The organism is Microcoleus sp. Pol8_D6, assembly GCF_036700965.1.
In the GTDB taxonomy this organism is placed as follows: Bacteria; Cyanobacteriota; Cyanobacteriia; order Cyanobacteriales; family Microcoleaceae; genus Microcoleus.
The window spans coordinates 1-20,557 of record NZ_JAUBPW010000086.1; the positions used below are offsets into that span (position 1 = coordinate 1).

Genomic DNA, 20,557 nt, shown 5'->3' on the forward strand with positions numbered 1-20,557 from the left:
GGTGTGGTTATTTACGGACTGGATACCGTGATTCACCACACAACGAATCGCACAAAGCCCCGTCCTTCGCTTGACGGCTTTTTTATCTTTAGATTTCTAATGAGTTCCCGAAGCACGTCGGATTTAGATATTCCGGTTGCTTCGCAGCAGCAAGTGAGCGGATTTAGTCTGGGTAAAATGTGGCAGATGGCAGAGCAGATTGGCGCTCAGTTGGAGATTCAGAGCGAACTGGGAGGGGGAACAAAGGTTATTATTGTCATATCTGTTAGGATCATCCCAATTTAGGAAAAACAGGAGTACGAGCCGGAGTTCTCTTTCGCGAGATAGAAATGCCAGCGAGCAGGATGCGTGTACTCCTAAAAAACGCTCTTAGGTTAAAGCACTGACTGAGAAAATTCAGGTAAATGTCAATGTGTTTATCTAAATCTAAGTATAAAGTTAGAACGACGGAGTGAAAGGGTGCAATTATGTCTTATAGCGAATTTTCCCTAGATGATATTAAAAATAAACTCGGGTTGACAATTCGAGAAGTCTCTGAAGTTATTACGGCTGTAGAACCGATCGAACCCAGTCAGCTTTTAAAGGAAACCTTAGCAGAAAATATCCCCTTAGCCTTGGGAATCGACACGGAAAAAGCGCGCTCAGAGATGATTGTCGCTCCGGTATTGATTGAACTCCGCAGGCGCTGCGATCGTCAAATCAGCCTGTTTTCCGGTACGGAATTCAATATCGATCGAGTCAAAGGACTCAACGGTGTCTGTGACTTTATGATTAGCCATTCACCAGAACAATTATCTTTAAACGCCCCTGTGTTTACACTTGTCGAAGCCAAGAATGACAATATCAAATCGGGAATTGGCCAGTGCATTGCTGAAATGTTGGCAGCCCAGATGTTTAATGTTCAAAAAAACAACAGTATTTCTTGTGTTTATGGTGCCGTTACAACCGGCAGTATTTGGAAGTTTATGAAACTCGAAAAAAGTACGGTTTATATTGAAACAACAGAGCATTTTATTGAAAATATTCAACTCATTCTAGGTATTTTAATGCAAATTGTTCAGTTGACTCGCCCAACCCTTCCGTATTTATGAACTCCTGAAATTTTACAGTCTATGACTTCCTGATTTTGATAAAATAAAAGTCTGGGAAACCACACTAAATTCCAGTGGTTCGTGCAGCCGGAATGTTCCGAGTGTTGGGATTTTGATTGTATTCCCAGCATCCAGTAAAACTTTTCCGTTTATCGCACAAGCGACGCTCTGTTGAACGGTTGACTGGCTTCAGTTTTCTTCATGCTCTCTGGCCGAAATGGACTGCCGAAATTCATATATCGATATCTGAGGTACTGGTTCTAAACAGGGAGGTGGATTAAATAAAAAATTCTCTGGACAATACCGGATAATACCTCAGTTAACTTTGAGAACTGTCTTGGGATTTGGCGATCGTACAATCGGCCGAAATGCAATTCTGAGTCATATCGCTGATAATATCTAAACTCATATTTTCCACTAACTTGGTCAAAGCCCCAGCAATTTGTTTCTGGGAGCGAGGAATTCGCTCAATTAACTGCCTTACCGCTTGCTCGTCTCCACAAGCGGCTGCTTTATAAAGCTTCTCAATCGACTCCCTCGGCAACACAGATAGCGACTCAGGAGTCAGTTGCTGGACCGGCTCATCCTGTTCGGACTTCCTAGACGCCTCCTCTTCATAGATATAGCGAACACCCAAATGAAGCGCCATCTTCTCAAAAATTACTGTTTCTCGGAACGGTTTGGCAACAAAGTCATCGAAGCCGTTCGACATGGCGAGTTCCTGGGTTTTAACAAAAGCATTAGCGCTCAAAGCAATAATCTTAGTCTTAGAACCGTTAGGCAGAGAGCGAATTTTTTGAGCAGCTTGAAAGCCGTCTAGAACAGGCATCCTCAAATCCATCCAAATTAAATGCGGCTTGTACTTTCGCCACAATTTAACAGCCTCAGTTCCGTTATCCGCAAACCACACAAGAAAGCCAGCCGACTTCAATATTTGAGTTAGCAGCAACCGATTTGCCGACTCATCGTCCGCTACCAGAATGCGATATATTTGTTGGTTGGATGCCAACCCCTTCACTCGTTTTTGCGGCTGTCTGTCATAAATTTCGCTCTCAGTTGCATGACTGACTTTAATGTAAAAACTAAAAACCGTTCCTTTCCCCACAGAACTTTTGACCTTAATCTCACCACCCATCAGCTTCACAAAAGAGCTACTGATTGGCAATCCCAAGCCCGTTCCCGTTTGCGATTTCCTACCAGTTTCAGTTTGCACGAACGGCTTGAACAAACGGCTAATCTCTTCAGGGGCAATACCATGACCTGTATCCTTCACTGAGAACTGGAGAAAGAATTTGGATAGCGGTTTTTTGGCCATAGACTGAAGGCATTTTACAGTCAGCTTCACCCTACCCGTCTCAGTAAATTTAACAGCATTGCCCAACAGATTAATCAAAACTTGGCGCAGCTTGCTTTCATCAGTTCGGACGTATTGCGGTACATCTTTCCGGAGTTCAAAAACAAGTTGCAATCCTTTAGACTGAGTTTTGAGTTGGAACATCCGTTCTATGTCCGAGAGCAAACTGTAAAGGTCAAAAGCATTTGATTCGAGGGTAATTTGACCAGCTTCAATCTTAGAGAGCGACAAAATATCGTTGATTAGTTTCAACAAATGCTCGCCACTGCGATTGATAATATCTAAACTCGACTGCTGTTCCGGTGCAGTTTTTTTAGAGTTCACAAGGAGGTGGGCAAAGCCGATAATCGCATTCAGAGGCGTTCTCAATTCGTGGCTCATATTGGCCAGAAAGGTACTTTTAGCGCGATTGGCACTTTCGGCTGCAATTTTAGCTTGTTTTAGTTCCTTTGTTTTCTGTGCAACTTGCCGCTTTAAATCGCCAGAATATTCTTCTAACCGCTGGCGAGATGCTTTTAACTGGCAATTCATGCGCTCGAAAGCACAGGCTAGGGCTTCGAGTTCGGCAACACCGCTACCTAAAACTGTTGAGTCGAAGTCGCCACCAGCTATCGCCTCTGTTGCCGAAATTAACCGCTGCAGCCGCTGTTCTATTCTTAGGGAAATGGACAGCAAAAGGCAGATAGAAAGAACCAAAGCCAGCAGCACGAGCAAAATAGTGTTGCGGGTGTTAGCCTGAACTTTGTCCGTAAAATCGGTTTCAGGGACAACTGCTACAATCAGCCAGTTTAAGCTTGAAGAGTTTTCAAAAGGTCTGACTTGCAGTAAGTATAGTGAGTTGCTGGCAGTAAAGTTAAGATTTTGGCTGCTGTTAATAGCAGCGAGGCTGCCATAATGTTTAAGCAAATACTCTGTGGAAAGCTGGATTACTTGTTGTTGCAGAGCTCGGGCGCTTCTTCGCTGCTGGGAGTCAGCAGAAATAGACGGTTTTGGTTCAGTTACCTCGTTCCGAGCAACTAAATGTCCCTCTCGGTCTAAGATAAAGGCTTGACAGTTAGGGCTGATGTGGAAATCGTGCAAGTTGAATGTTGAGGTTGGGGTGGGAAAAGCAGGATTTGTTTTTTGTTGACGGAATATTGTTTTTGGAGAGTCTGACCCATTTCTTTTCCCATTTGGTTTGATTGTGACTCCGGCTGTTTGACTTGGGGGAAGTTGGTTTACCGAACCAGTTTGCATTTTTTTATAAGTCCCTTCTCCTTTCCCAACCCCAACCCCTTCTTTTAAGTAGTTGTCAAGGCGGTCCCCGATGCGGCTCGTTGCTTCTCCCAATAGCTGTGCAACTAAGTCATTCATTGTCTGCCGCCCTGTTTGAAAAGAAAGCCATCGCGTCAGACATATGGGTTCTATAATACCAGAAGTAGAGGTCGCCTTTTAAACGGAAGGAGCTTGAACTGGATTGAGGAGTGCTGCTGCAACAACGATGTAGTGCCCGTGCATTACCCAGTGCAAGTTCGGTAGCAACTCGACTTCCTTTGATACTGGAGTATCATCGACCGCATAGATTTATTTACAAGCTTTTCAAAGCTCATAAGGGAGATCGCACTCATCATGGCTAAACTTGAGGAATTAAGCAAAGGGGTTAAGCTCAAGGGAATTCTACCTAACACCACAGTCACGGTAGTAGATGTCTCCAAGTGTGGAAACGATGCTGTCACAGTAGTATATCGAAATGATGACAATGGTCGTTTAGAAGATCAGGTAATCTATCGGTCAGATGAGCAAAATCTGGAGATTGTTCGCCAGCAGAAATATGCTTGGCGATTCGATGCTGATGGGGCTTTATTTCGCCTAGTTTCGGAAGCCCTCCGAATTGACTTTGCCCATCTATTCGATCGATTCTTGGCTATTCATACCTCACAAGTCGAGCCGTATCCCCACCAAATCACGGCAGTTTATGAAGAAATGCTACCGCGTCAACCTTTGCGCTTCTTGCTGGCGGACGATCCAGGTGCAGGCAAAACCATCATGGCCGGGTTGTTGATTAAAGAGTTAATGATGCGTGGTGATTTGCAGCGTTGTCTAATTGTTGTTCCTGGTAACTTAGTAATCCAGTGGCAACGAGAACTCAAGGATAAATTTGAGCTAAATTTTAAAATTCTTAGTAACGACGACATCAAGACCACACTCACAGAAAACGTTTTTGAAAAGATGCCCTTGGTCATTGCTAGGGTAGATAAATTAAAACGAGATAAATCGAGTCAAGAGAAAAAACTTCAAGAAAATATCAAGTCAATTGAATGGGACTTAATTATCTGCGATGAAGCTCATAAAATGTCTGCCTCTTTCTCTGGGGGTGAAGTGAAGCTAACTAAACGTTACAAGCTTGGGCAGATCCTATCAGATAGTGAAACTACCCGCCATTTTTTATTGATGACTGCTACGCCTCATAACGGCAAAGAAGAAGATTTTCAACTGTTTATGGGGCTGCTAGACCCCGATCGCTTCGAGGGCAAGTTTCGTAATGGCGTTCATTATGCAGACACCTCTGACATGATGCGACGGATGCTAAAAGAAGACTTAGTAGATTTGGAAGGCAAGCCTCTGTTGCCAGAACGTCTATCTTACTCTTTAGCTTATCATCTATCATATTTGGAAGAGCTGCTTTATAAACAAGTAACTGAATATGTAGAGAAAGAATTCAATAGGGCTGATAAACTAGAGAAGGGACGCAAGACGAGCATCGGTTTTGCCCTAACGATTTTACAGCGACGACTGGCTTCATCCCCAGAAGCAATTTACAAGTCTTTGCAAGGGCGACGGGAGCGATTGGAAAATAAATTGCGTCAAAAAGAAGATTTTCTGAAGACACTCACTTGTCCCGATTCAGAGGATTTAGAAGATTTTCTATCTCAAGAAATAGAAAATCTGGAAGATGAATTTGTAGATCAAGCTACAGCCGCTTCAACTATTGCAGAACTTCTAGCTGAAATTAATAAGCTAGAAAAATTAGTACAATTGGCACAAGAAGTGCTAAAAAGCGGTACTGATACAAAATGGGAAGAGCTTTCTAAGCTATTTAAAAATAATCCAGAAATGTTTGACTTTCAGGGACAAAGGCGCAAAATTATTGTGTTTACTGAACATCGCGCTACCTTGGACTATTTGGTACGCCGTGTCAGCGACCTCATAGGCGAAAAAGCAGTTGCTACCATTCATGGCGGTATCAAACAAGAGGATCGCCAGAAAATACAGGACGCATTTAACCAAAATCCTACGGTGCAAGTTTTAGTGGCTAATGATGCTGCTGGTGAAGGGATTAACCTCCATGAGTCTTGCCATTTAATGATTAATTATGATTTGCCTTGGAATCCCAATCGACTAGAACAGCGATTTGGACGCATTCACCGGATTGGTCAAACAGAAATCTGTCATCTCTGGAACTTGGTAGCAGCAGATACACGAGAAGGACAAGTGTTCCAAAGGGTGCTGGAAAAATTAGAAGTTGCACGAAAAGCTTTAGGAGGTAAGGTTTTTGATGTCTTAGGAGAGGCAATCAATGGTAAACAGCTAGGAGAACTTTTAATTGAGGCTATCCGCTACGGTGACACACCCGATAATCAAGCGAAACTAGAGCAGGCTATTGAGGAAAAACTTAATCTAAAGCATCTTCAAAATATCCTAGAAAAACGGTCACTTTATCATAAGTTAATGGACACTTCTAAGCTGCGTCAAATTTATGAAAATATTGAACTATCCGAAGTGCATAAACTACAACCCCACTTTATAATAAACTTTTTTGTAGCAGCCTTTCAACAGCTTGATGGAAAAATACAGGGAGGTGAATCAGGACGTTATGAAGTGACTTTAATTCCGGTTAGTCTCCGCCACCGATTACCCAAGCTTTACCGTCACATTTGTTTTGAGAAGGCTCAAGCTCATCTCCGGGGTAAACCACCGGCTGAGTTTATCTATCCCGGTCATCCACTCTTAAATCACACAATAGATTTAATTTTGGAACCATACCGTGCTTTACTAAAACAAGGCTGTATCCTTGTGGATGAGAATGACTTGAGCGAACAAGTTCGCATTTTAGTGTACTTAGAACATTCCATTCAAGATGCTCGTAAGGACAAGTCGGGCAATTTCAGAATTGTATCTAGGCAGATGCAGTATGTTGAGATTGATTCAGAAGGTCACGCTAAAAATGCAGGTTACGCACCCTATTTAGATTACCGACCTTTGCAGCAATCTGAGCAATCTCTGCTACCCCAGATATTAAACATTTTGATGAGTGAGTCTTTAATCCTACAAAAGGGCATTGAAGAACAAGCGCAACATTATGCTATTCAACATCTAGTTCCCCTGCATAAAGGGGAAGTGCAACGACAGCGGACGGAGCGGATTAATAAAACAATAGAAGCTGTAAAAGAGCGACTGACTGCAGAAATTAACTACTGCGAGAATCAAGCCGAAAAATTCCGGTTAAAAATTGGAGTACAAGCGACTGCACAACTCAATTATGACCATGCTCGTCGGAGAGCAGAAGAACTAAAAGCACGCCGGGAAAAGCGACTGGCAGAGTTAGAGCAAGAACGTAATATCTCAGCAAAATCGCCAGTGGTTTTGGGCGGTGCATTGATTGTACCTATGGCTTTGCTCCAGCATTTGAAAGGGGAAACTCAAAGAACTCCAGGTAATTTCGCTGAAGAAAAACAGCAAGTAGAGAAGCTGGCTATGGAAGCAGTGATGGCGGCGGAACGAAAACTAGGTTTTCAGCCAAGGGATGTAAGTGCTGACAAGTGTGGTTACGATATTGAATCCTGCATCCCCGGCACGACGAATCGGCTGCGTATTATTGAAGTCAAAGGTCGAATTCAGGGCGCAAGTACGGTAACAGTCACGAAAAATGAAATTATTACAGCTTTGAATAAACCTGATAGTTATATCTTGGCTTTGGTGGAAGTTTCTGATTCAGCACAGTTATCTCTGAATAATTGTACTGTGCGTTATGTTCATCGTCCTTTTCAGCAAACGCCAGATTTTGCAGTGACGAGCGTGAATTATAGCTGGTCGGAACTTTGGGTTCAAGGAAAAGAGATGTAGTGTTATCTTGCAAAGATTTAGATTATTATAAAATTCAATATTTTAAAATCAAGATTCACGTCATTTTTTATTTAAACTAATAAATAAATTTCAATTTTTTTCTAGTAACCGATAGATTGTACGATGCTTTACGATCTTGTGGGTGTAGCTTCAGAGCCATTTTATAATCTTCCTCAGCTTCATAGTATCTTTTGAGATAGAAGTACACATTTCCTCGACTGCGATAGAAGTCAGGGATATTAGAATTAAGTTGGATAGCACTACTGTAAGATTGAATTGCTAAATGATATTCTTTTTGCTTGGTATAGGCATGACCGCTGTGGTAGTAAGCCCAAGCATCTTTTCCCGTTTGATGAGAAAGCTGATTAGTAGTTTTGGCTATTTTAGCTTTTCCAGGGCGTTGGTTAAGCACTACTTTAGTAGGTTTTGCTTGAGAAGTTGGTTCATTAAAAGCTTTTTCAAGTAAATTTTTAAATTCATGCTCATCGAGTAGCTCTAGTTGAACGGCATCTTCTAATGTAACTTGAGTAAAGCAACGTTTTTTAGCTTGATAAATATCCAAAAGACCAGTAACTTTTATAAATTGACCTTTCCAAGCTTTTAATTCTTCTGCTTTAATTCCTTTGATTTGCGCTAATTTATGCAAGCCTTGCCCCGAAATTACTATCCGGAAAATTCCCTCGTTGCAGATTGGGGATGTAGGATTATAAAAATTAATACAAAAGGGTTTATGCTGATTATTTTTAGTATAGTCAATTATGTTAAATACTCGACCTACAACGGTAATTATTTTTCCCTGTTGGTTAAGTAACTCTGGTACATTATCGGCTGCAAAAACTTTTGATTGTGAGGGTGGTACAGTAGCAGTAGGCTGTATTTTGACCCTGGGAACACCCGGAAAAATATCGACTCCGAGTTGGGCGGCCCGATCGCACCAATAACATTTACCATAACTTTTGCTGTAGTAATGGTTGGTAATCCGGTCACACTCGGTTAAATCAGCGATCGCAACTTCCAGTGCTTTCTTCCACTCCCTAGCAGTTGGTCGCAAATGTGGTTGTGTATGCCCATCATTAAAGCATCTGAGAAAGCATCGCTGAATCTCAGGATGCACAACATCTAAAGGAATTGTCAATGGGCCCGGCTGGATCGAACTGTTTGGGGCATAAGGCCAAAATCCTTGGCGGATTAGTTTACTTGGTTCCGGCGAATCTCCTTCCCCTACCCATATTCCTTTAAACGGTTCAGCGCCAAACAGCAGTAAGTAAACAATTACTGCCAACCGAAAACGGTCATGGATTTCTGTTTGATCTGTAATATGAAAATCTTTTTCTAACAGTTCTACAGGCGTGAAGCCTTGTGTACCCACTAAGCAGCGATACACCTCGCCTGTATTAGGATGGCGCACCTGAAAAGAATCTGTATCAATAATCGAAGGTAAAGCACGATTATTAACCAGAATATTTTGTGGTTTAATGTCACCTAAAACATAGCCTTTGGCATGAATTAATTGAATCAATGAGGCAATATTTAGTGCTGTTGTGTGGAGGAAAGACCAGTAAACTTCAAGCTTCTGCTTATTACGAAGCCGTGGATTATACACATCTAGTAATTCTTTTGCATCTTTAATCTCGGGCATTAAAAAGCCTAACACCGAACCATTTCGATCGGTGAGTAGTTCCTGGGGCCAAGCAAAAGAAATATGGTTAAGGTGTGAGTTAGGCTCTGTGGGTGGGTTCGCTACCATGACTTCCAGCTTCTTAACCCGCTCGTGGTGTGCATCGTGATAAACTTTGGCTAGATAGCCAGTGCGATCTGTTTTCCAAACGGTTCCTTCACCACTGCTGGCTATCTGTTCAACTAGGGCGATCGATTGACCTGTACTGGCACAAATAAGAACTGTCATTTCACTTTAGTATGGTCGTTATAAAGGCACAAAAGCAAGGTTTTATCGTCATCTGTTTTAGCATTTAGCCTTTCAGAGTCAAGGAAACTTCTAATGTATTCGTCTTCCTGCTCTGGATGACTGGTTTCTACCATATATTCTTCTAGTGGCTGGAAAAAAGGGGGGAAAGGTGTCCAGTCGCTCATCCGAATCGCTACTCGCTCCAGTCCATCTGTTGATGCACAAATGAACTTTTGGTGACCTGGTAGAACACGCACACGCATATCATTTAAGGCATTTGCCGAGGTGACAAATGTTGTTTCATTGATGAATTCTCCTTTATCTGGGGTAAAAAGTAGTTGATCTTCTCCTTCCCGAAGACGCGCCACTATGAATCCATCTCCAATCTGCATGGCAGCAACCCAATTCGGAGTAGCCAAAAATACTAATAAAGTACAAGCTAAGTCATTAACTGAGTAATCACTACTAGCGGCTCGTTCTTGCAAAGCTTTTACTACTTTGTTTAAAATAATGGTAAAGAATTTTCCAGCTTGTCCATCAGGGAGAAGTTTAGCGGGCCAATGCAATTCAACGTTGCACTGGCGTAACATTAAGAGTTCATCAAGCGCTGTCTTAACCGTCAACTTTGCACCAACATCAGAATGTTGGGCGCTGCCAGACCCATCGGCAACAGCTCCCAAGATCACCTTGTTGGAGATGATATATTGTCCGTAATCTTGGCAGGGTAGCTGCTGTTTTTTGTGGCTAGTTCCTGTTGCGGAACGTGCGATCGCTTTCCAATCCACGAAATATCCTCAGTATCTAGGTAGTAATTTGACCCCATCCAACAGGTGGCAACGCCACAGCCACTCCTATCTTCTCACTAGAAACCCGTTTCATCGAGGTACTCAGCCACACAAACAGAGAGCGAAAATCTAGACCATTCAGCATTATAGGTGGGCGTTCTGGCGGGGCAATTTGTGCGAGAATTTTCGTATCTGCGCCCTGCACGCCAACGGCAAAGAAACAGAGTCGGCGCTTTGCCTCATCCTCCTGCACGCGCTGCGCTGCCAATGGCCAGCAGGTGTCAGTCGGCGCTCCATCTGTAATTAAGAAGATCCAAGGGCGATAATACTGAATACCGTTGGCTTTGTAAGTCTTCTTGCGCGCTTCAAGTCGATCCAAAGCGCAATCAATAGCCTCACCTATTGGAGTTTTGCCACTAGCCTCCAGTCGTGGCGGTGTGAAGTGCTCAATGGTTGCGAAATCTTGGATCAGACGCACTGGGCCGAAGGTGATTATCGCTACCTCGACACTCAGGGAGGCTTTCGTATCTTTCAGTACGTCCTCCTTAAAAGCTGCAATCCCTCGATTCAACTCCTGAATCGGTTCTCCCGCCATAGAGCCAGATGTATCGAGCAACAGGAGGACTGGACAGCGATTTTCCGGGTTCTCAACAAATTCAGGCAATCCTACAGGCATCCACTACCCCCACCAGAGCAATTTTAGTGATGGTTTCATTTTACACTACGCATGGGCAACACCAGAGCACTACCTTTAGGCGAGGGTTCAATAGTGGCCTCAAAGGTACTGCCGATCGGCAATTTAGGTGAATTAGCAGAGAACATAGCTAATTCTTGTCCGTCAAGGAGGACAATAGGGCTGCCGTCGCGCCTCGAACCGCTACCGCTAACAGAACCCACCTCAAAAGTCAATGTTTTCTGCCTCCATTTGGGACTGCTAAAGTCAACATCTTTCAAGTCATTGTACTTCTGTCCAATCAGTTCAGCTCTGTCAAACTGAAAGGTTTGCAATTGCTGGCAAATTTCATCTGTAAACAAATTGAGAACCAATGCTGCTTTAGGTGTTTGGTTTTGGGACTCAAGCCAAGTATAATCAGCAGGAGCTACAATGCGTGAACAGACATCTTTAGTGCGGCCAAGACCATCACGGTAGGTTAAGTCTAAACTGTCGATGTCGTTGACATTTTCGCCAAACTTTCTTTCAAAAATTCCCACCAGTTTGTCGCTGGGTTCAATTAAGGCAAAATTGACCATTGGCAGGCTCGAATGCAAAGTTGCTTCATATTTAATACCTTTGCTGTCTAACAATTCTTTCCAATGTCCAGCTAAGTCTTTGCCAACTGGTTGTCGCTTCTTATCCCTGACAGTCTTACCGCTGCCGTCCCGTTCAAATTCCTCGAAAGGGACGCTCAAAACGTAAGTGTTTTTTGGCATTGCTTCGTGCAGTCGCTCGTACTCAGGTTCAAGGTTGAATTCAATCAGCAGTTGGCGAGAAAGTTCCTTACAAGCTTTGCGAGGGACTTCTAAGTTGGGATTTGCGGTTTCGACGTGCCACATCGCACTAGCAGCTAAAAACCGTTCTTCAGGGTCAGTCCAAGCTTCGGTCACATCGGCTCTTAAGCTCTCGTATAACTTGCTGACGGCTTCTTTAATTGCCTTAGAATCGCCGCCGCACTCCAAGTGAATTTCGCCCATCCTTTCTCGATAGCGTTCCTTAATATCTTGCGCCCACCTGACATAATGTTTCTCCCAATTTTCTCGCTCATCTAAGTCAGAAGGAGACTCGAACAGGTAGCGAAATTCGTCGCGGTGGCGGCTTTTTAGACGAGTCGGTTCCCACTCTGGGTTAACAGCCTCCCTAGCAATGCAATTGATAGCGGTGCCGTCTCCTATAGGTAATGGCACGGTTTTGTAAAGCCTGGGGTCGTCTTTGTAGTCAAATAGGTAGCTTGGGTGCTGTTCTGACCACTGCTTAGCCTTGGACAGCAGGGTGGGGTGGTGGTCTTCGGTGCGAGTAGCACTTTTGGGACTGTCCACTTCAATTTGCAGGGCATCAAACAGCTTTCCAAGAAGCTGCCGCTTCTGTTGATTGAATAAACTTTCTGGCTGTCCCGGTTCTGCGGCTGACGATTGCACTCTCCCGATTAAGGTAGCCACCCAGCCAATTTTATTTTGGGCGATCGCTACGGCAATTTGCCGCAATTTAGTATACTTGCGCTCGCCATCACTATCGGTAGCTTTATTGTAGTCAACTTTCTCTCGCTTCTCAACTGCATCGTACTCATTCTCTTGATTAGCGTGCCTGGTTTCAGAGGCGATATTCGGCATTCGGGAAGCAGGCGTAATCACTAATTGATCGCCGTCAAAATCGCATTGATGATGCTGCATGGCTTGGTCAGAGCGAATGAAAACGCACCCTTTGTACTGCGTTAATTCAGGATGGCTTTTGTTGTCTACTGTGTAGCGGCGGATGTTATCTTTACTGACAATTGGGTATCGGGTAACGATGACTTCTGTGCCGTGTCGCAAGTGGGGGGCAACAATTGTACCGGGTTTGAGGTTTTCACAAGGTTGAGCCATTGCTGAACCGTGATGAATTGCTCCTTTAATTGCTAAGTCTTTCCACTTTTTAGCCAGTTGTTCTTGCATGAAATCGACGACTTTGGGAAAGTCGAGGAGTTGACCGAGTTTGTCGTTCCTCAAAATTGAAATTAGCCGGGATTCGTTGCGCTGGGCTTTTTCATCTGCTTCATCTTCTAATCCGCTGCTGTCTTCGTGAAGGCTAGATTGAAAAGCAGCTTTTTTGTCGTGCTGCTCCACTAAGTATTTGGCAAGTTGCAGCCGGTTGTTTTGCAAGTCAGCTAGCTTTTGGGCTTCAATTTTGGTCGGTGTGGCGATGTCAGCCCCAATAGCTGCTTCGGAATACCAAATCGAAAATTGCCAGGAATTTTCGTATTCAGTTACTTTGGCGTTGCCTCGATTTCCTAGTATAGCTTTGGGAAATTCGTAGTCGCCACAGGGGATAAGTTCAGCTAATTGCTCTTTAGCAACTCCTTTGATAGAGGAGCGATCCATGATGATATCATAACCCAACTCGGAGGTTAAATTAGCATCAGGCAACAGCGTTCCTTTGGCAAGAAAGCTAATTTCTGGAGTGTGGCAGTCTTCTTGTCCCCATTCCTGCATCCAGGCAAATCTGAATTGAAAAGGTCGGTTGTAATTTCCTCCCAATTGTTGCGCTAGTGCCGGTGAAATTTTACCGTGACAGTCTCCGGTTTGCCACTTATGAGCTTTCGCTTTTTCACTTTGGTCATCGCTTTGAGAATCAACAATTTTGACTTGTAAGGTTTCGCCGTCAAGGGAGCTATCTAACAATTTGGCTCCTTGGTTGCAACTGCTAACTAGCAGTGAGCCGTAGCGACAGGCGTGGTCGGGTTGGGTTTTGAATACGCTCAACAGTTTGGTTGAGAGTTCAATGTCTGCAAAGTAAACATTTTTGCCGGAGCTGAAAGCAACTCTTCTGGTAATACCATCTCCGAAATCGATGTTTTTTAGAGGGTCAACGCTGCTATCATTTGGGTCGGGTTTAACGATGCTTAGGGATGCTAATTCTTCAGGTTCAAAAAGCAGTTCAAGCAGGGAGTTACGCAGCACTTCTGATTCAGCTTGGTACCGCCCCTTTGCTCTACCGTCAGTCAAGGACATATCAAAGACTGGGATTTTTAGTCCTTCCCCAGCTACCCATTCTGTGGAGCGATATTCTGGGGTAAGTTTTCTTCTGCTCATTGATTAGCTCCTGAATCCGAGTTTTTACATTTTTAGGACTTACGCACAGTAATAGTCCAGATTTTGACAATCTTGTTCCTTCACAAATTCCTGCTACTGAGTGATATTTACCCCCTCCAATTGGAGGGGTTTAGAAGAAAGAAGTAGCGTGTTACAATCAGAATGACAATCCCAATGTGGAGAAAAAAAGTGAAAGTAGTTCGCACAACTACGGCTATGAAAAGCCAACGGGATTATTTCTCTGATAGCGATAGCGATGCACTTGCTCGCGTTGCTTTTGGAGAAGGTGAAAACAGTCAGCAGTTGGGAGGTTTGAGCATCGATGCTGACGGGGTTATTAAAGGTAAAGCGTCAAAGTTGTTCAACGTCACTGAAGAACAAGTTGAAAACCCTCAATACTGGATTGATTTGTAATAGAGCTAGCAATTTTCAGTATCATGAGGTACGCTTCGAGCCCTCCTGAGTTTTGAATGCGTGAATTTTGAGTTGTGAGTTAAAGAAAACTCTTAAAACTCACAACTCACAACTGAAAATTCATAACTCCCAAGGTCGGTACAAGGTAATAGGTAATCGGTAATAGTTAATTTCAGGATTGGTAATTTTCGATCGTGTTAGCTACCAGCCCGGCATGGACGATTCATGCTCCCTTACCATGCCTCATTAGGCATTACGTTGTACCAATTACCTAGCTAACTGAAAAAGGCTATATCGAGAGAAATTAAGTTTTCGCTCTTACAAAACAAGCGTTTCAAATTCTTTTTCGGAGGGGTCTAATTTGGAGGGTCTAATTCGGATATGTCTAATAATTCAGGTGTCAGATTAAGGCATTGCTGACACCTGAAAAGATGACTAACGCCGTTTTTTGGACTGCGTTTTATCCGAAGAACGACTTTCAAGCGTCTGGTTGGCTTGAAGAGAGTGCAAATTGTTACCGGGAAGCAAGCTGTAAACCACTTTGCGCTTGCGAAAAACCCTAGTGCCATCTACAGGCATTCCTTGTTTCCAAGCGTCTGAAATCGCCTTTTTGTCGGCAGAAATTACGGTTTTGGTTTCGACTCGGCGATAGGGTTCTGGCAGTTGAGATGAGTCAATCAAAACTTCACAGGTAGGCGGATTTTCCTTAACAGTAATGCGGCGGTGTTTGCCAATAACTTCGGAAGTTAACACGCCGCACTCGTTGAAGTAGAGAACGGTTTTGTCTAACCGCTCTCTCCACCCCTGGAGTTTGTTGATAGCTCTTGAATGCAGTTCTATCAAATACTGCATCCGGGCTGTAATTCCTGCAATTTCGGCATCAATTTGGTCGGCTAAGTCCGCATGGGCATCAACAGCAAGTTCCTGAGTTTCTTGGGTTTGCCAAAGGGATTGCAGCAGTTGGTCAATTTCTTCTGAGCTTTCTGCTGACTCTAGTTGATGCCAAAGTTGAGCCGCAGTTATTGAACTTTGAGCAAGTGTTGCTGTGGCTAAATTCATGCTTAGTATCCTCCGTTGATGCAGGTGTGATAATAATCGCGGCGTTCTTCGAGTTGAGTAAGCGCAGCCATTGTTGCCTCGTCGGATTTAAGAGAGATTTGTTTGTCCTTTTGAATCTTGCTACCTGGTTGAGAATGAGTTAAATTTTGTGAGTTTGACTGGGTAATTTTTTGCATACAATTCAAAAAACTTTCTTAAAAATAGCGCGACCGCGCTCTTAAAAAAAGGAGTATTTAAAGTTATGAATTATCCTATAGTTTTTTACCCTAAAGTGGTAATGCAATTCTGCCATCAATATCCTTTGCCAGAGGCAAGTTCTAGTTGTGCCACCTTATCCCAACTTCAAGAAACTCAACAATTCGGGAAACCTGTTGTTTTGTTGACTCCGCCTCAACCACCTGTGGTGTTACCTGTCAAGTTGCTGTGGTTAATTTGGGTGTTTTGGCTCTATGGTACTCACGCACTTGGGCTGTTAGCTATTTCCTGGGGTTGGCTGTGGTGGGAAGTGCTGTTGGTAGTAGCCGCTTATTCATGTTTAATGGCGGCTGCTTATCGTTATGTGTTTGGTTGCCGTCAAAAGCTGCTATCCAGGTATAAGCAGCAAGTTCTTGAGTACAAACAACAAGAGATGTTATCCCAACAAGAGATATTATCCCAACAAAAAAGATTCTCCCAACAAGAGACGTTATCCAACAAACAGCAGGAATTTTCTAGTTTTAAGCTAGGAAAAGAAGGGTTGCAGACAGTTTTTACAAGTGTAAAAATTGACTTACAGCACAGAAATCGATCGCTCAAGGATTTGATGTCACTTCGCGTTAGTTCTAATGGCACATCTCAAGCTCGGCAAGGAGTGAGTGAACAACGCTTTTTGCAATACTTACAGCAATATTTCGAGGAAGTTGTCCAAGCAGTAGAGTTTAAAATTCCGTTATCTCAGAGGAGCTATTCAGCAGATTTTACTGTAATTCACACTCCATCTGGACTCGGAATTGATGTCGAGATTGATGAACCTTATGCTGGCAAATCTAAGAAGCCCACTCACTGCTGCGATGCTGACAGCGATATGCCCCGCAATCAATTATTCTTAGAGTGGAATTGGATTGTGGTTAGGTTTACTGAAAAGCAGGTGGTTCAGGCTCCTTTGAGCTGTTGCAAGTTCTTGGCTCAGGCGATCGCCTTTGTAACGGGTGATCGCTCTTATTTAAAGCAACTGGAAACTGAACCCGATTTGCTAAGCGTCAAACCTTGGACAACAAGAGAGGCAAGGGCTATGGCTAAAAGCAACTATCGCCTTACTTATTTACCTGGATTTGGTGTCAGTTCTGCTTGCGAGCGGGTTTCCAAGTTTTGATGCGAGCGCACGCAATATCCGACTTATTGACTGCAATAAATGTTTATAATTAATACAAAGGAGATAAAATAGATATGCTGTCATTTGAAGAGGGGTTCATTGAAAGTCAACAGCTCAACCAAAGACTTCTGCAAACAATTCGTTTGCTTGGAGAGTACAAGGGAAAGCAGGAGCTATTCAAACAACAAGCCCCACAAGTTTTAGGCACTTTGCGCCAAGCTGCGGTTATTCAGAGTACCGAATCTTCTAACCGCATTGAAGGCATTACTGTGCCGCTAGAACGGATTAAAAAATTAGTAACTGAAAAAACAACGCCGCGCGATCGTTCAGAACAAGAAATTGCGGGTTATCGGGACGTGCTAACTACAATTCACCAGAAAACGAGCGAGAAGCCCCTGGCTTTAGACATGGGGAGGAAAGCGGCTGCGACTTCAGTCGCCTTGAATTAAAATCCATAGGAATAGCCATCTTTTTTGTGAATAGATTGGCAATATTTATGACTAATTCCTGCTACTCTTCCCGTCGTTGTGGCGATGTCGAACGAACCGGATGCGCGGCAAAGAATTCGTCCCACATAGGTGCCGACCTTCTTGCCTGCTGTGACGGTAGCGCTGACAATATCGCCAGTTTGAAAACCGAAATGGATTTGCTTTCTCGACTTGTGACGAATTGGGAAGCCAAACTTATCTGTGCCGCACATTTGTCGAGTACCGTGTCCTGCTGCCTTAATTAGCAGCGGTTGAGAAGTCAGCACTTTTAATTCTTCGACTTTGCCTACACAAGCAGCATCTAACCAGTGAGTTTTAGCTAAATTTAATCGAGTGCGGTTGAACTTTGTTAGACCACCACTGCCTGTAGAAACAAGCAAGCCATTCATACGAAGTCGGTTAAATAACGCCCAGCGAGTTGAATTGACTGCTGCTGCGTCTTTTAAAGACCGCTTTGCTTGAGATAGAATTCGCTTCAAAATTTCTGGCTTTTTGGAGAGGAATTGCTCAATATCTTGAGTTCCCTTCCGAGTATTACAATTTTCGCAAGCAAGGCAAAGATTAGAAATACGATTAAATCCGCCTTTGGCTTTGGGATGAATGTGTTCGACTTGTAGCGGTGTATCCGTAACTCCACAATACGCGCACTTCCTATCCCATTTATTCAACAAGTATTCGCGGATTTCGTAACCACATAAAACGCCTTGCTGGTACTCCAGTCCACTAATTTCTGGATTTTCTAGTCGTTGTAAGTCGAATCGCACAAGTTCTTGAGCAATAGAACTAATGGGAGCGACTTTCATTAATCTAGTTACCCATGTCAGGATTGTTTCGACACGATGTTGCAAGCTTGGAGCCAGCCATCCTTTAGGGCAAGTTCTATTTAGAAATCTAGCCTTTCGATAACGAGTATGGCGATTTCTCCTGCCTCTACGCAGTGAACGGCGAGACTCCAAACAGGCTTTAATTGATTGACCTCGGTGAGTTAGTTCTGCACCAAAGATTACGTTTTCTCCTTCGACTAATGCAATGCCCGTGGTTTTGGAGCCAGGATCTATTTTAAGAGTGATGGGTTGTTGGGATACCGTTACCTCTACTTTGAGAATTAGCGTGAATGGATACCTTTTGAAAACAGCAGCTTTGCCAGTGGTTAGCAATTTACGAGCCATTCCTGGGCGGATTGGATTGAGCGGTCGTTTTTGGGTATCAAGTACAAAAACGAAATTAGACATAAAGTCCTCCATTGCTGGGTAAAGTTCGCTTCGAGAATGTTTTATGAGCTTCTTGTGTCAAAAGCACTGGTTTAACCCCGTTAAGCCTGTTTAACTTTTGGCGATAGAGCGGAAAACTAGCGTCGCATTCTCCGGTATCATGACTCAAAAAACGGAGGTCTAATCCTGTCTCTGGTAAGGTTCGAGCTTTCTTCTTGAACCGCTCGAAACGAGCCGGACTTCCCAAAAGCCCCCGCTTTTAAGCGTGGGGTTCCTTACACCAGTTATACCCACATTCCTTTTAGTACAGGTGTCATTTTACAACTGCACCGCCACCTTTACCAATTTGCTGTTAATACAGGCGGGCGCTGGAAAACAGTGGATAATGAAATTAGTGCTACTTATCCTGATGGGACTAAAGTGGGGAGGTTTCAACCTACTCCCGCTTATGGTACTCCTGCGGCAATGGAACGCCTGCAAGAACGGTTTAATCGCCTCTGGGAATCGGGCGAGATAGAACCTTTATTGCTGATTCCAACTTATATTTTAGATTTCTTGTGCATTCATCCCTTTTTAGATGGAAACGGGCGGATGGCAAGGTTGCTGACTTTGTTGCTACTTTACAAAGCTGGTTATGAGGTCGGGCGATTTATTAGTCTGGAACGGATTGTGGAGAGAACTAAGGAAAGCTATTACGATACGCTTTACCAATCTTCCCAAGGATGGCATGAAGGGCAGCACAACCTATTACCTTGGTGGGAGTATTTCTTAGGAGTCATGCTGCTATCAGCTTATCGGGAGTTTGAACAGCGGGTGGGATATGTTACATCCGCAAAAGGAACTAAAACGGCGATCGTATTGGATGTAATTAACAATTTGCCTCAAGAATTCTCCATTAGGGAATTGCAGGAACGGTGTCCAACAGTCGGAATTGATTTGATTCGCCGTCTATTGCGGCAGGAAAGGGATGCAGGACGTTTGCAATGTCGGGGACGAGGGGTGGAGGCGCATTGGCGAAAGCAATAGATACAGGAATTAGGCACAAGCAACTGGAGGTTGACTTGAAGTACAAAACCTAACACCCAGTTCTAACTATTTATGCAAGCTAATGAAAGCGGTGGAGACCGGGAAATTAGCTTCTTGGTAATGGAAAAAAGGTAATCGGTCACTTGTATTTGACAATGTTTAAAAACTGTTATATTTCTTCCTATTGAAATTGCATTTCCTACAAAAAAGCTGATTTGTCCTTTCAATTTTTGCACAGAGGGCAAAAACGTTTGTGGTTTTTTTGCCTTTTGATTCTCCTCTCAAAACTTTTGTCTGCAACCCAGCATTCTGCCAAGACAAAGTTTATTCCGCGTTCTCGGGCAGCGGCGCAAAATTTAGCACCTCGGCCTTTTTTATGTTTCCAAAGCCTTTCGTCCAAATATGAGTGTCCAGCCGACGTAGTGTTGCGCCGGACGACTCGAACATATCGGCTTATCAAAGTGCAGGAGATACACATATCCTGCCATTTCCTTTGCCATTTTTGAATGTGGTTTTAATGTTTGCTATTGGCTGCCGGAGAAACAAACTTGTCTCTCCGGCATAATTGAATTACCAGTCGATTTTTAGCTCGCAGTTTTGGTTGCTGCTACCATTGCTGCTACCATTGCTGCTGTCGTTGTTGCTACGGTTGCTGCTTTCGAGAGGGAATTGGAAGTTTAAGGCCAGCAGCTCTTGCTCGATAATTGACTTTCTGTCTAGGACTTTTTTGTCTCTCACAAGTCGCAGAGCGTGGATTATTTGGTCGAGCGTTTGATAGCTTGTTTGTTGAAAATTCAGTACAAGTGTTGTTTCCCTGCCCATGATGTACAGTTCGTTTTCTGTTTGGTGGACGCAGGTTAAATTATTGAAGTAATAGATGTTGGTCTGTGATAGTTCCATTTTTTATCTCCGATACTTTATTTTTTGGCGCGACAGCGCTCATTTTTTTTGTACTAATTTTTAGAAAAAAACGTATAAATAATTTA

The 20,557-nt window shown here is 43.5% G+C and carries 17 protein-coding genes; 7 read left to right on the top strand and 10 right to left on the bottom strand.

What is annotated here, in order from left to right:
- Together QUA10_RS25480 and QUA10_RS25485 are read left to right on the top strand one after the other, a co-directional pair.
- The coding region (locus QUA10_RS25480; protein WP_333085329.1) for a hypothetical protein at nucleotides 1-285 on the top strand (285 nt) is incomplete at its 5' end.
- A 182-nt stretch (nucleotides 286-467) separates the two neighbouring features.
- Nucleotides 468-1,091, top strand: coding sequence for a hypothetical protein (locus QUA10_RS25485; RefSeq protein ID WP_333085328.1), 624 nt, complete (start codon nucleotides 468-470; stop codon nucleotides 1,089-1,091).
- Nucleotides 1,092-1,410: 319 nt separating this feature from the next.
- Here the strand turns inward: QUA10_RS25485 and QUA10_RS25490 are convergent, their stop codons facing one another.
- Nucleotides 1,411-3,798, bottom strand: coding sequence for an ATP-binding protein (locus tag QUA10_RS25490; RefSeq protein WP_333085327.1), 2,388 nt, complete (start codon nucleotides 3,796-3,798; stop codon nucleotides 1,411-1,413).
- Nucleotides 3,799-4,053: 255 nt separating this feature from the next.
- On the opposite strand from QUA10_RS25490, the gene QUA10_RS25495 reads away from it, so the two are divergent.
- Complete coding sequence (locus QUA10_RS25495; protein ID WP_333085326.1) at nucleotides 4,054-7,548, top strand: helicase-related protein; 3,495 nt, start codon at nucleotides 4,054-4,056, stop codon at nucleotides 7,546-7,548.
- Nucleotides 7,549-7,624: 76 nt separating this feature from the next.
- On the opposite strand, the gene QUA10_RS25500 is transcribed toward QUA10_RS25495, so the two are convergent.
- The 4 genes from QUA10_RS25500 to QUA10_RS25515 are packed head-to-tail and all read right to left on the bottom strand — an operon-like array spanning nucleotide 7,625 to nucleotide 14,022.
- Nucleotides 7,625-9,454, bottom strand: a complete 1,830-nt coding sequence (locus QUA10_RS25500) for a tetratricopeptide repeat protein (protein ID WP_333085325.1) — start codon at nucleotides 9,452-9,454, stop codon at nucleotides 7,625-7,627.
- The gene (locus tag QUA10_RS25505) at nucleotides 9,451-10,239 is read right to left on the bottom strand and encodes a PP2C family serine/threonine-protein phosphatase (protein ID WP_333085324.1); all 789 of its coding nucleotides are present in this window, start codon (nucleotides 10,237-10,239) and stop codon (nucleotides 9,451-9,453) included. Before QUA10_RS25505 ends, QUA10_RS25500 begins: the two co-directional genes overlap by 4 nt.
- Before the next feature lie 16 nt (nucleotides 10,240-10,255).
- Entirely contained in the window at nucleotides 10,256-10,915 is a 660-nt protein-coding gene (locus QUA10_RS25510; protein WP_333085323.1) for a VWA domain-containing protein, read from the bottom strand.
- Nucleotides 10,916-10,950: 35 nt separating this feature from the next.
- The gene (locus QUA10_RS25515) at nucleotides 10,951-14,022 is read right to left on the bottom strand and encodes a hypothetical protein (protein ID WP_333085322.1); all 3,072 of its coding nucleotides are present in this window, start codon (nucleotides 14,020-14,022) and stop codon (nucleotides 10,951-10,953) included.
- Between the two features lie 174 nt (nucleotides 14,023-14,196).
- Between QUA10_RS25515 and QUA10_RS25520 the strand changes: the two genes are divergently transcribed.
- Nucleotides 14,197-14,436, top strand: coding sequence for a hypothetical protein (locus QUA10_RS25520; protein WP_333086411.1), 240 nt, complete (start codon nucleotides 14,197-14,199; stop codon nucleotides 14,434-14,436).
- Between the two features lie 435 nt (nucleotides 14,437-14,871).
- Here the strand turns inward: QUA10_RS25520 and QUA10_RS25525 are convergent, their stop codons facing one another.
- Together QUA10_RS25525 and QUA10_RS25530 are read right to left on the bottom strand one after the other, a co-directional pair.
- Nucleotides 14,872-15,495, bottom strand: a complete 624-nt coding sequence (locus tag QUA10_RS25525) for a siphovirus Gp157 family protein (protein ID WP_333085320.1) — start codon at nucleotides 15,493-15,495, stop codon at nucleotides 14,872-14,874.
- A gap of 2 nt (nucleotides 15,496-15,497) precedes the next feature.
- On the bottom strand, nucleotides 15,498-15,671 hold the full coding sequence (locus QUA10_RS25530) for a hypothetical protein (protein ID WP_333085319.1): 174 nt from the start codon (nucleotides 15,669-15,671) through the stop codon (nucleotides 15,498-15,500).
- A gap of 65 nt (nucleotides 15,672-15,736) precedes the next feature.
- On the opposite strand from QUA10_RS25530, the gene QUA10_RS25535 reads away from it, so the two are divergent.
- Together QUA10_RS25535 and QUA10_RS25540 are read left to right on the top strand one after the other, a co-directional pair.
- The gene (locus tag QUA10_RS25535) at nucleotides 15,737-16,846 is read left to right on the top strand and encodes a hypothetical protein (RefSeq protein ID WP_333085317.1); all 1,110 of its coding nucleotides are present in this window, start codon (nucleotides 15,737-15,739) and stop codon (nucleotides 16,844-16,846) included.
- Nucleotides 16,847-16,920: 74 nt separating this feature from the next.
- Nucleotides 16,921-17,295 carry a hypothetical protein gene (locus QUA10_RS25540; RefSeq protein WP_333085316.1) on the top strand — a complete coding sequence of 125 codons (375 nt, stop codon included), beginning with the start codon at nucleotides 16,921-16,923 and terminating at the stop codon, nucleotides 17,293-17,295.
- On the opposite strand, the gene iscB is transcribed toward QUA10_RS25540, so the two are convergent.
- Entirely contained in the window at nucleotides 17,292-18,566 is a 1,275-nt protein-coding gene (gene iscB, locus QUA10_RS25545) for an RNA-guided endonuclease IscB (RefSeq protein ID WP_333085315.1), read from the bottom strand. The two genes, QUA10_RS25540 and iscB, sit on opposite strands and share 4 nt — an antisense overlap.
- 273 nt (nucleotides 18,567-18,839) lie before the next feature.
- On the opposite strand from iscB, the gene QUA10_RS25550 reads away from it, so the two are divergent.
- Nucleotides 18,840-19,571 carry a Fic family protein gene (locus tag QUA10_RS25550; protein WP_333085330.1) on the top strand — a complete coding sequence of 244 codons (732 nt, stop codon included), beginning with the start codon at nucleotides 18,840-18,842 and terminating at the stop codon, nucleotides 19,569-19,571.
- A 374-nt stretch (nucleotides 19,572-19,945) separates the two neighbouring features.
- On the opposite strand, the gene QUA10_RS25555 is transcribed toward QUA10_RS25550, so the two are convergent.
- Both QUA10_RS25555 and QUA10_RS25560 read right to left on the bottom strand, forming a co-directional pair.
- The gene (locus QUA10_RS25555; protein ID WP_333086412.1) at nucleotides 19,946-20,071 is read right to left on the bottom strand and encodes a hypothetical protein; all 126 of its coding nucleotides are present in this window, start codon (nucleotides 20,069-20,071) and stop codon (nucleotides 19,946-19,948) included.
- 70 nt (nucleotides 20,072-20,141) lie between these two features.
- Complete coding sequence (locus QUA10_RS25560; RefSeq protein WP_333085314.1) at nucleotides 20,142-20,471, bottom strand: hypothetical protein; 330 nt, start codon at nucleotides 20,469-20,471, stop codon at nucleotides 20,142-20,144.
- Between the last annotated feature and the right edge of the window lie 86 nt (nucleotides 20,472-20,557).

Excerpts from the sequence above, each read along its gene's own strand:
- QUA10_RS25485 (WP_333085328.1), top strand. The coding sequence starts at position 468 with ATGTCTTATAGCGAATTTTCCCTAGATGATATTAAAAATAAACTCGGG.
- QUA10_RS25490 (WP_333085327.1), bottom strand. The coding sequence starts at position 3,798 with ATGAATGACTTAGTTGCACAGCTATTGGGAGAAGCAACGAGCCGCATC.
- QUA10_RS25495 (WP_333085326.1), top strand. The coding sequence starts at position 4,054 with ATGGCTAAACTTGAGGAATTAAGCAAAGGGGTTAAGCTCAAGGGAATT.
- QUA10_RS25500 (WP_333085325.1), bottom strand. The coding sequence starts at position 9,454 with ATGACAGTTCTTATTTGTGCCAGTACAGGTCAATCGATCGCCCTAGTT.
- QUA10_RS25510 (WP_333085323.1), bottom strand. The coding sequence starts at position 10,915 with ATGCCTGTAGGATTGCCTGAATTTGTTGAGAACCCGGAAAATCGCTGT.
- QUA10_RS25515 (WP_333085322.1), bottom strand. The coding sequence starts at position 14,022 with ATGAGCAGAAGAAAACTTACCCCAGAATATCGCTCCACAGAATGGGTA.
- QUA10_RS25520 (WP_333086411.1), top strand. The coding sequence starts at position 14,197 with ATGTGGAGAAAAAAAGTGAAAGTAGTTCGCACAACTACGGCTATGAAA.
- QUA10_RS25525 (WP_333085320.1), bottom strand. The coding sequence starts at position 15,495 with ATGAATTTAGCCACAGCAACACTTGCTCAAAGTTCAATAACTGCGGCT.
- QUA10_RS25530 (WP_333085319.1), bottom strand. The coding sequence starts at position 15,671 with ATGCAAAAAATTACCCAGTCAAACTCACAAAATTTAACTCATTCTCAA.
- QUA10_RS25535 (WP_333085317.1), top strand. The coding sequence starts at position 15,737 with ATGAATTATCCTATAGTTTTTTACCCTAAAGTGGTAATGCAATTCTGC.
- QUA10_RS25540 (WP_333085316.1), top strand. The coding sequence starts at position 16,921 with ATGCTGTCATTTGAAGAGGGGTTCATTGAAAGTCAACAGCTCAACCAA.
- iscB (WP_333085315.1), bottom strand. The coding sequence starts at position 18,566 with ATGTCTAATTTCGTTTTTGTACTTGATACCCAAAAACGACCGCTCAAT.
- QUA10_RS25555 (WP_333086412.1), bottom strand. The coding sequence starts at position 20,071 with ATGGCAAAGGAAATGGCAGGATATGTGTATCTCCTGCACTTTGATAAG.
- QUA10_RS25560 (WP_333085314.1), bottom strand. The coding sequence starts at position 20,471 with ATGGAACTATCACAGACCAACATCTATTACTTCAATAATTTAACCTGC.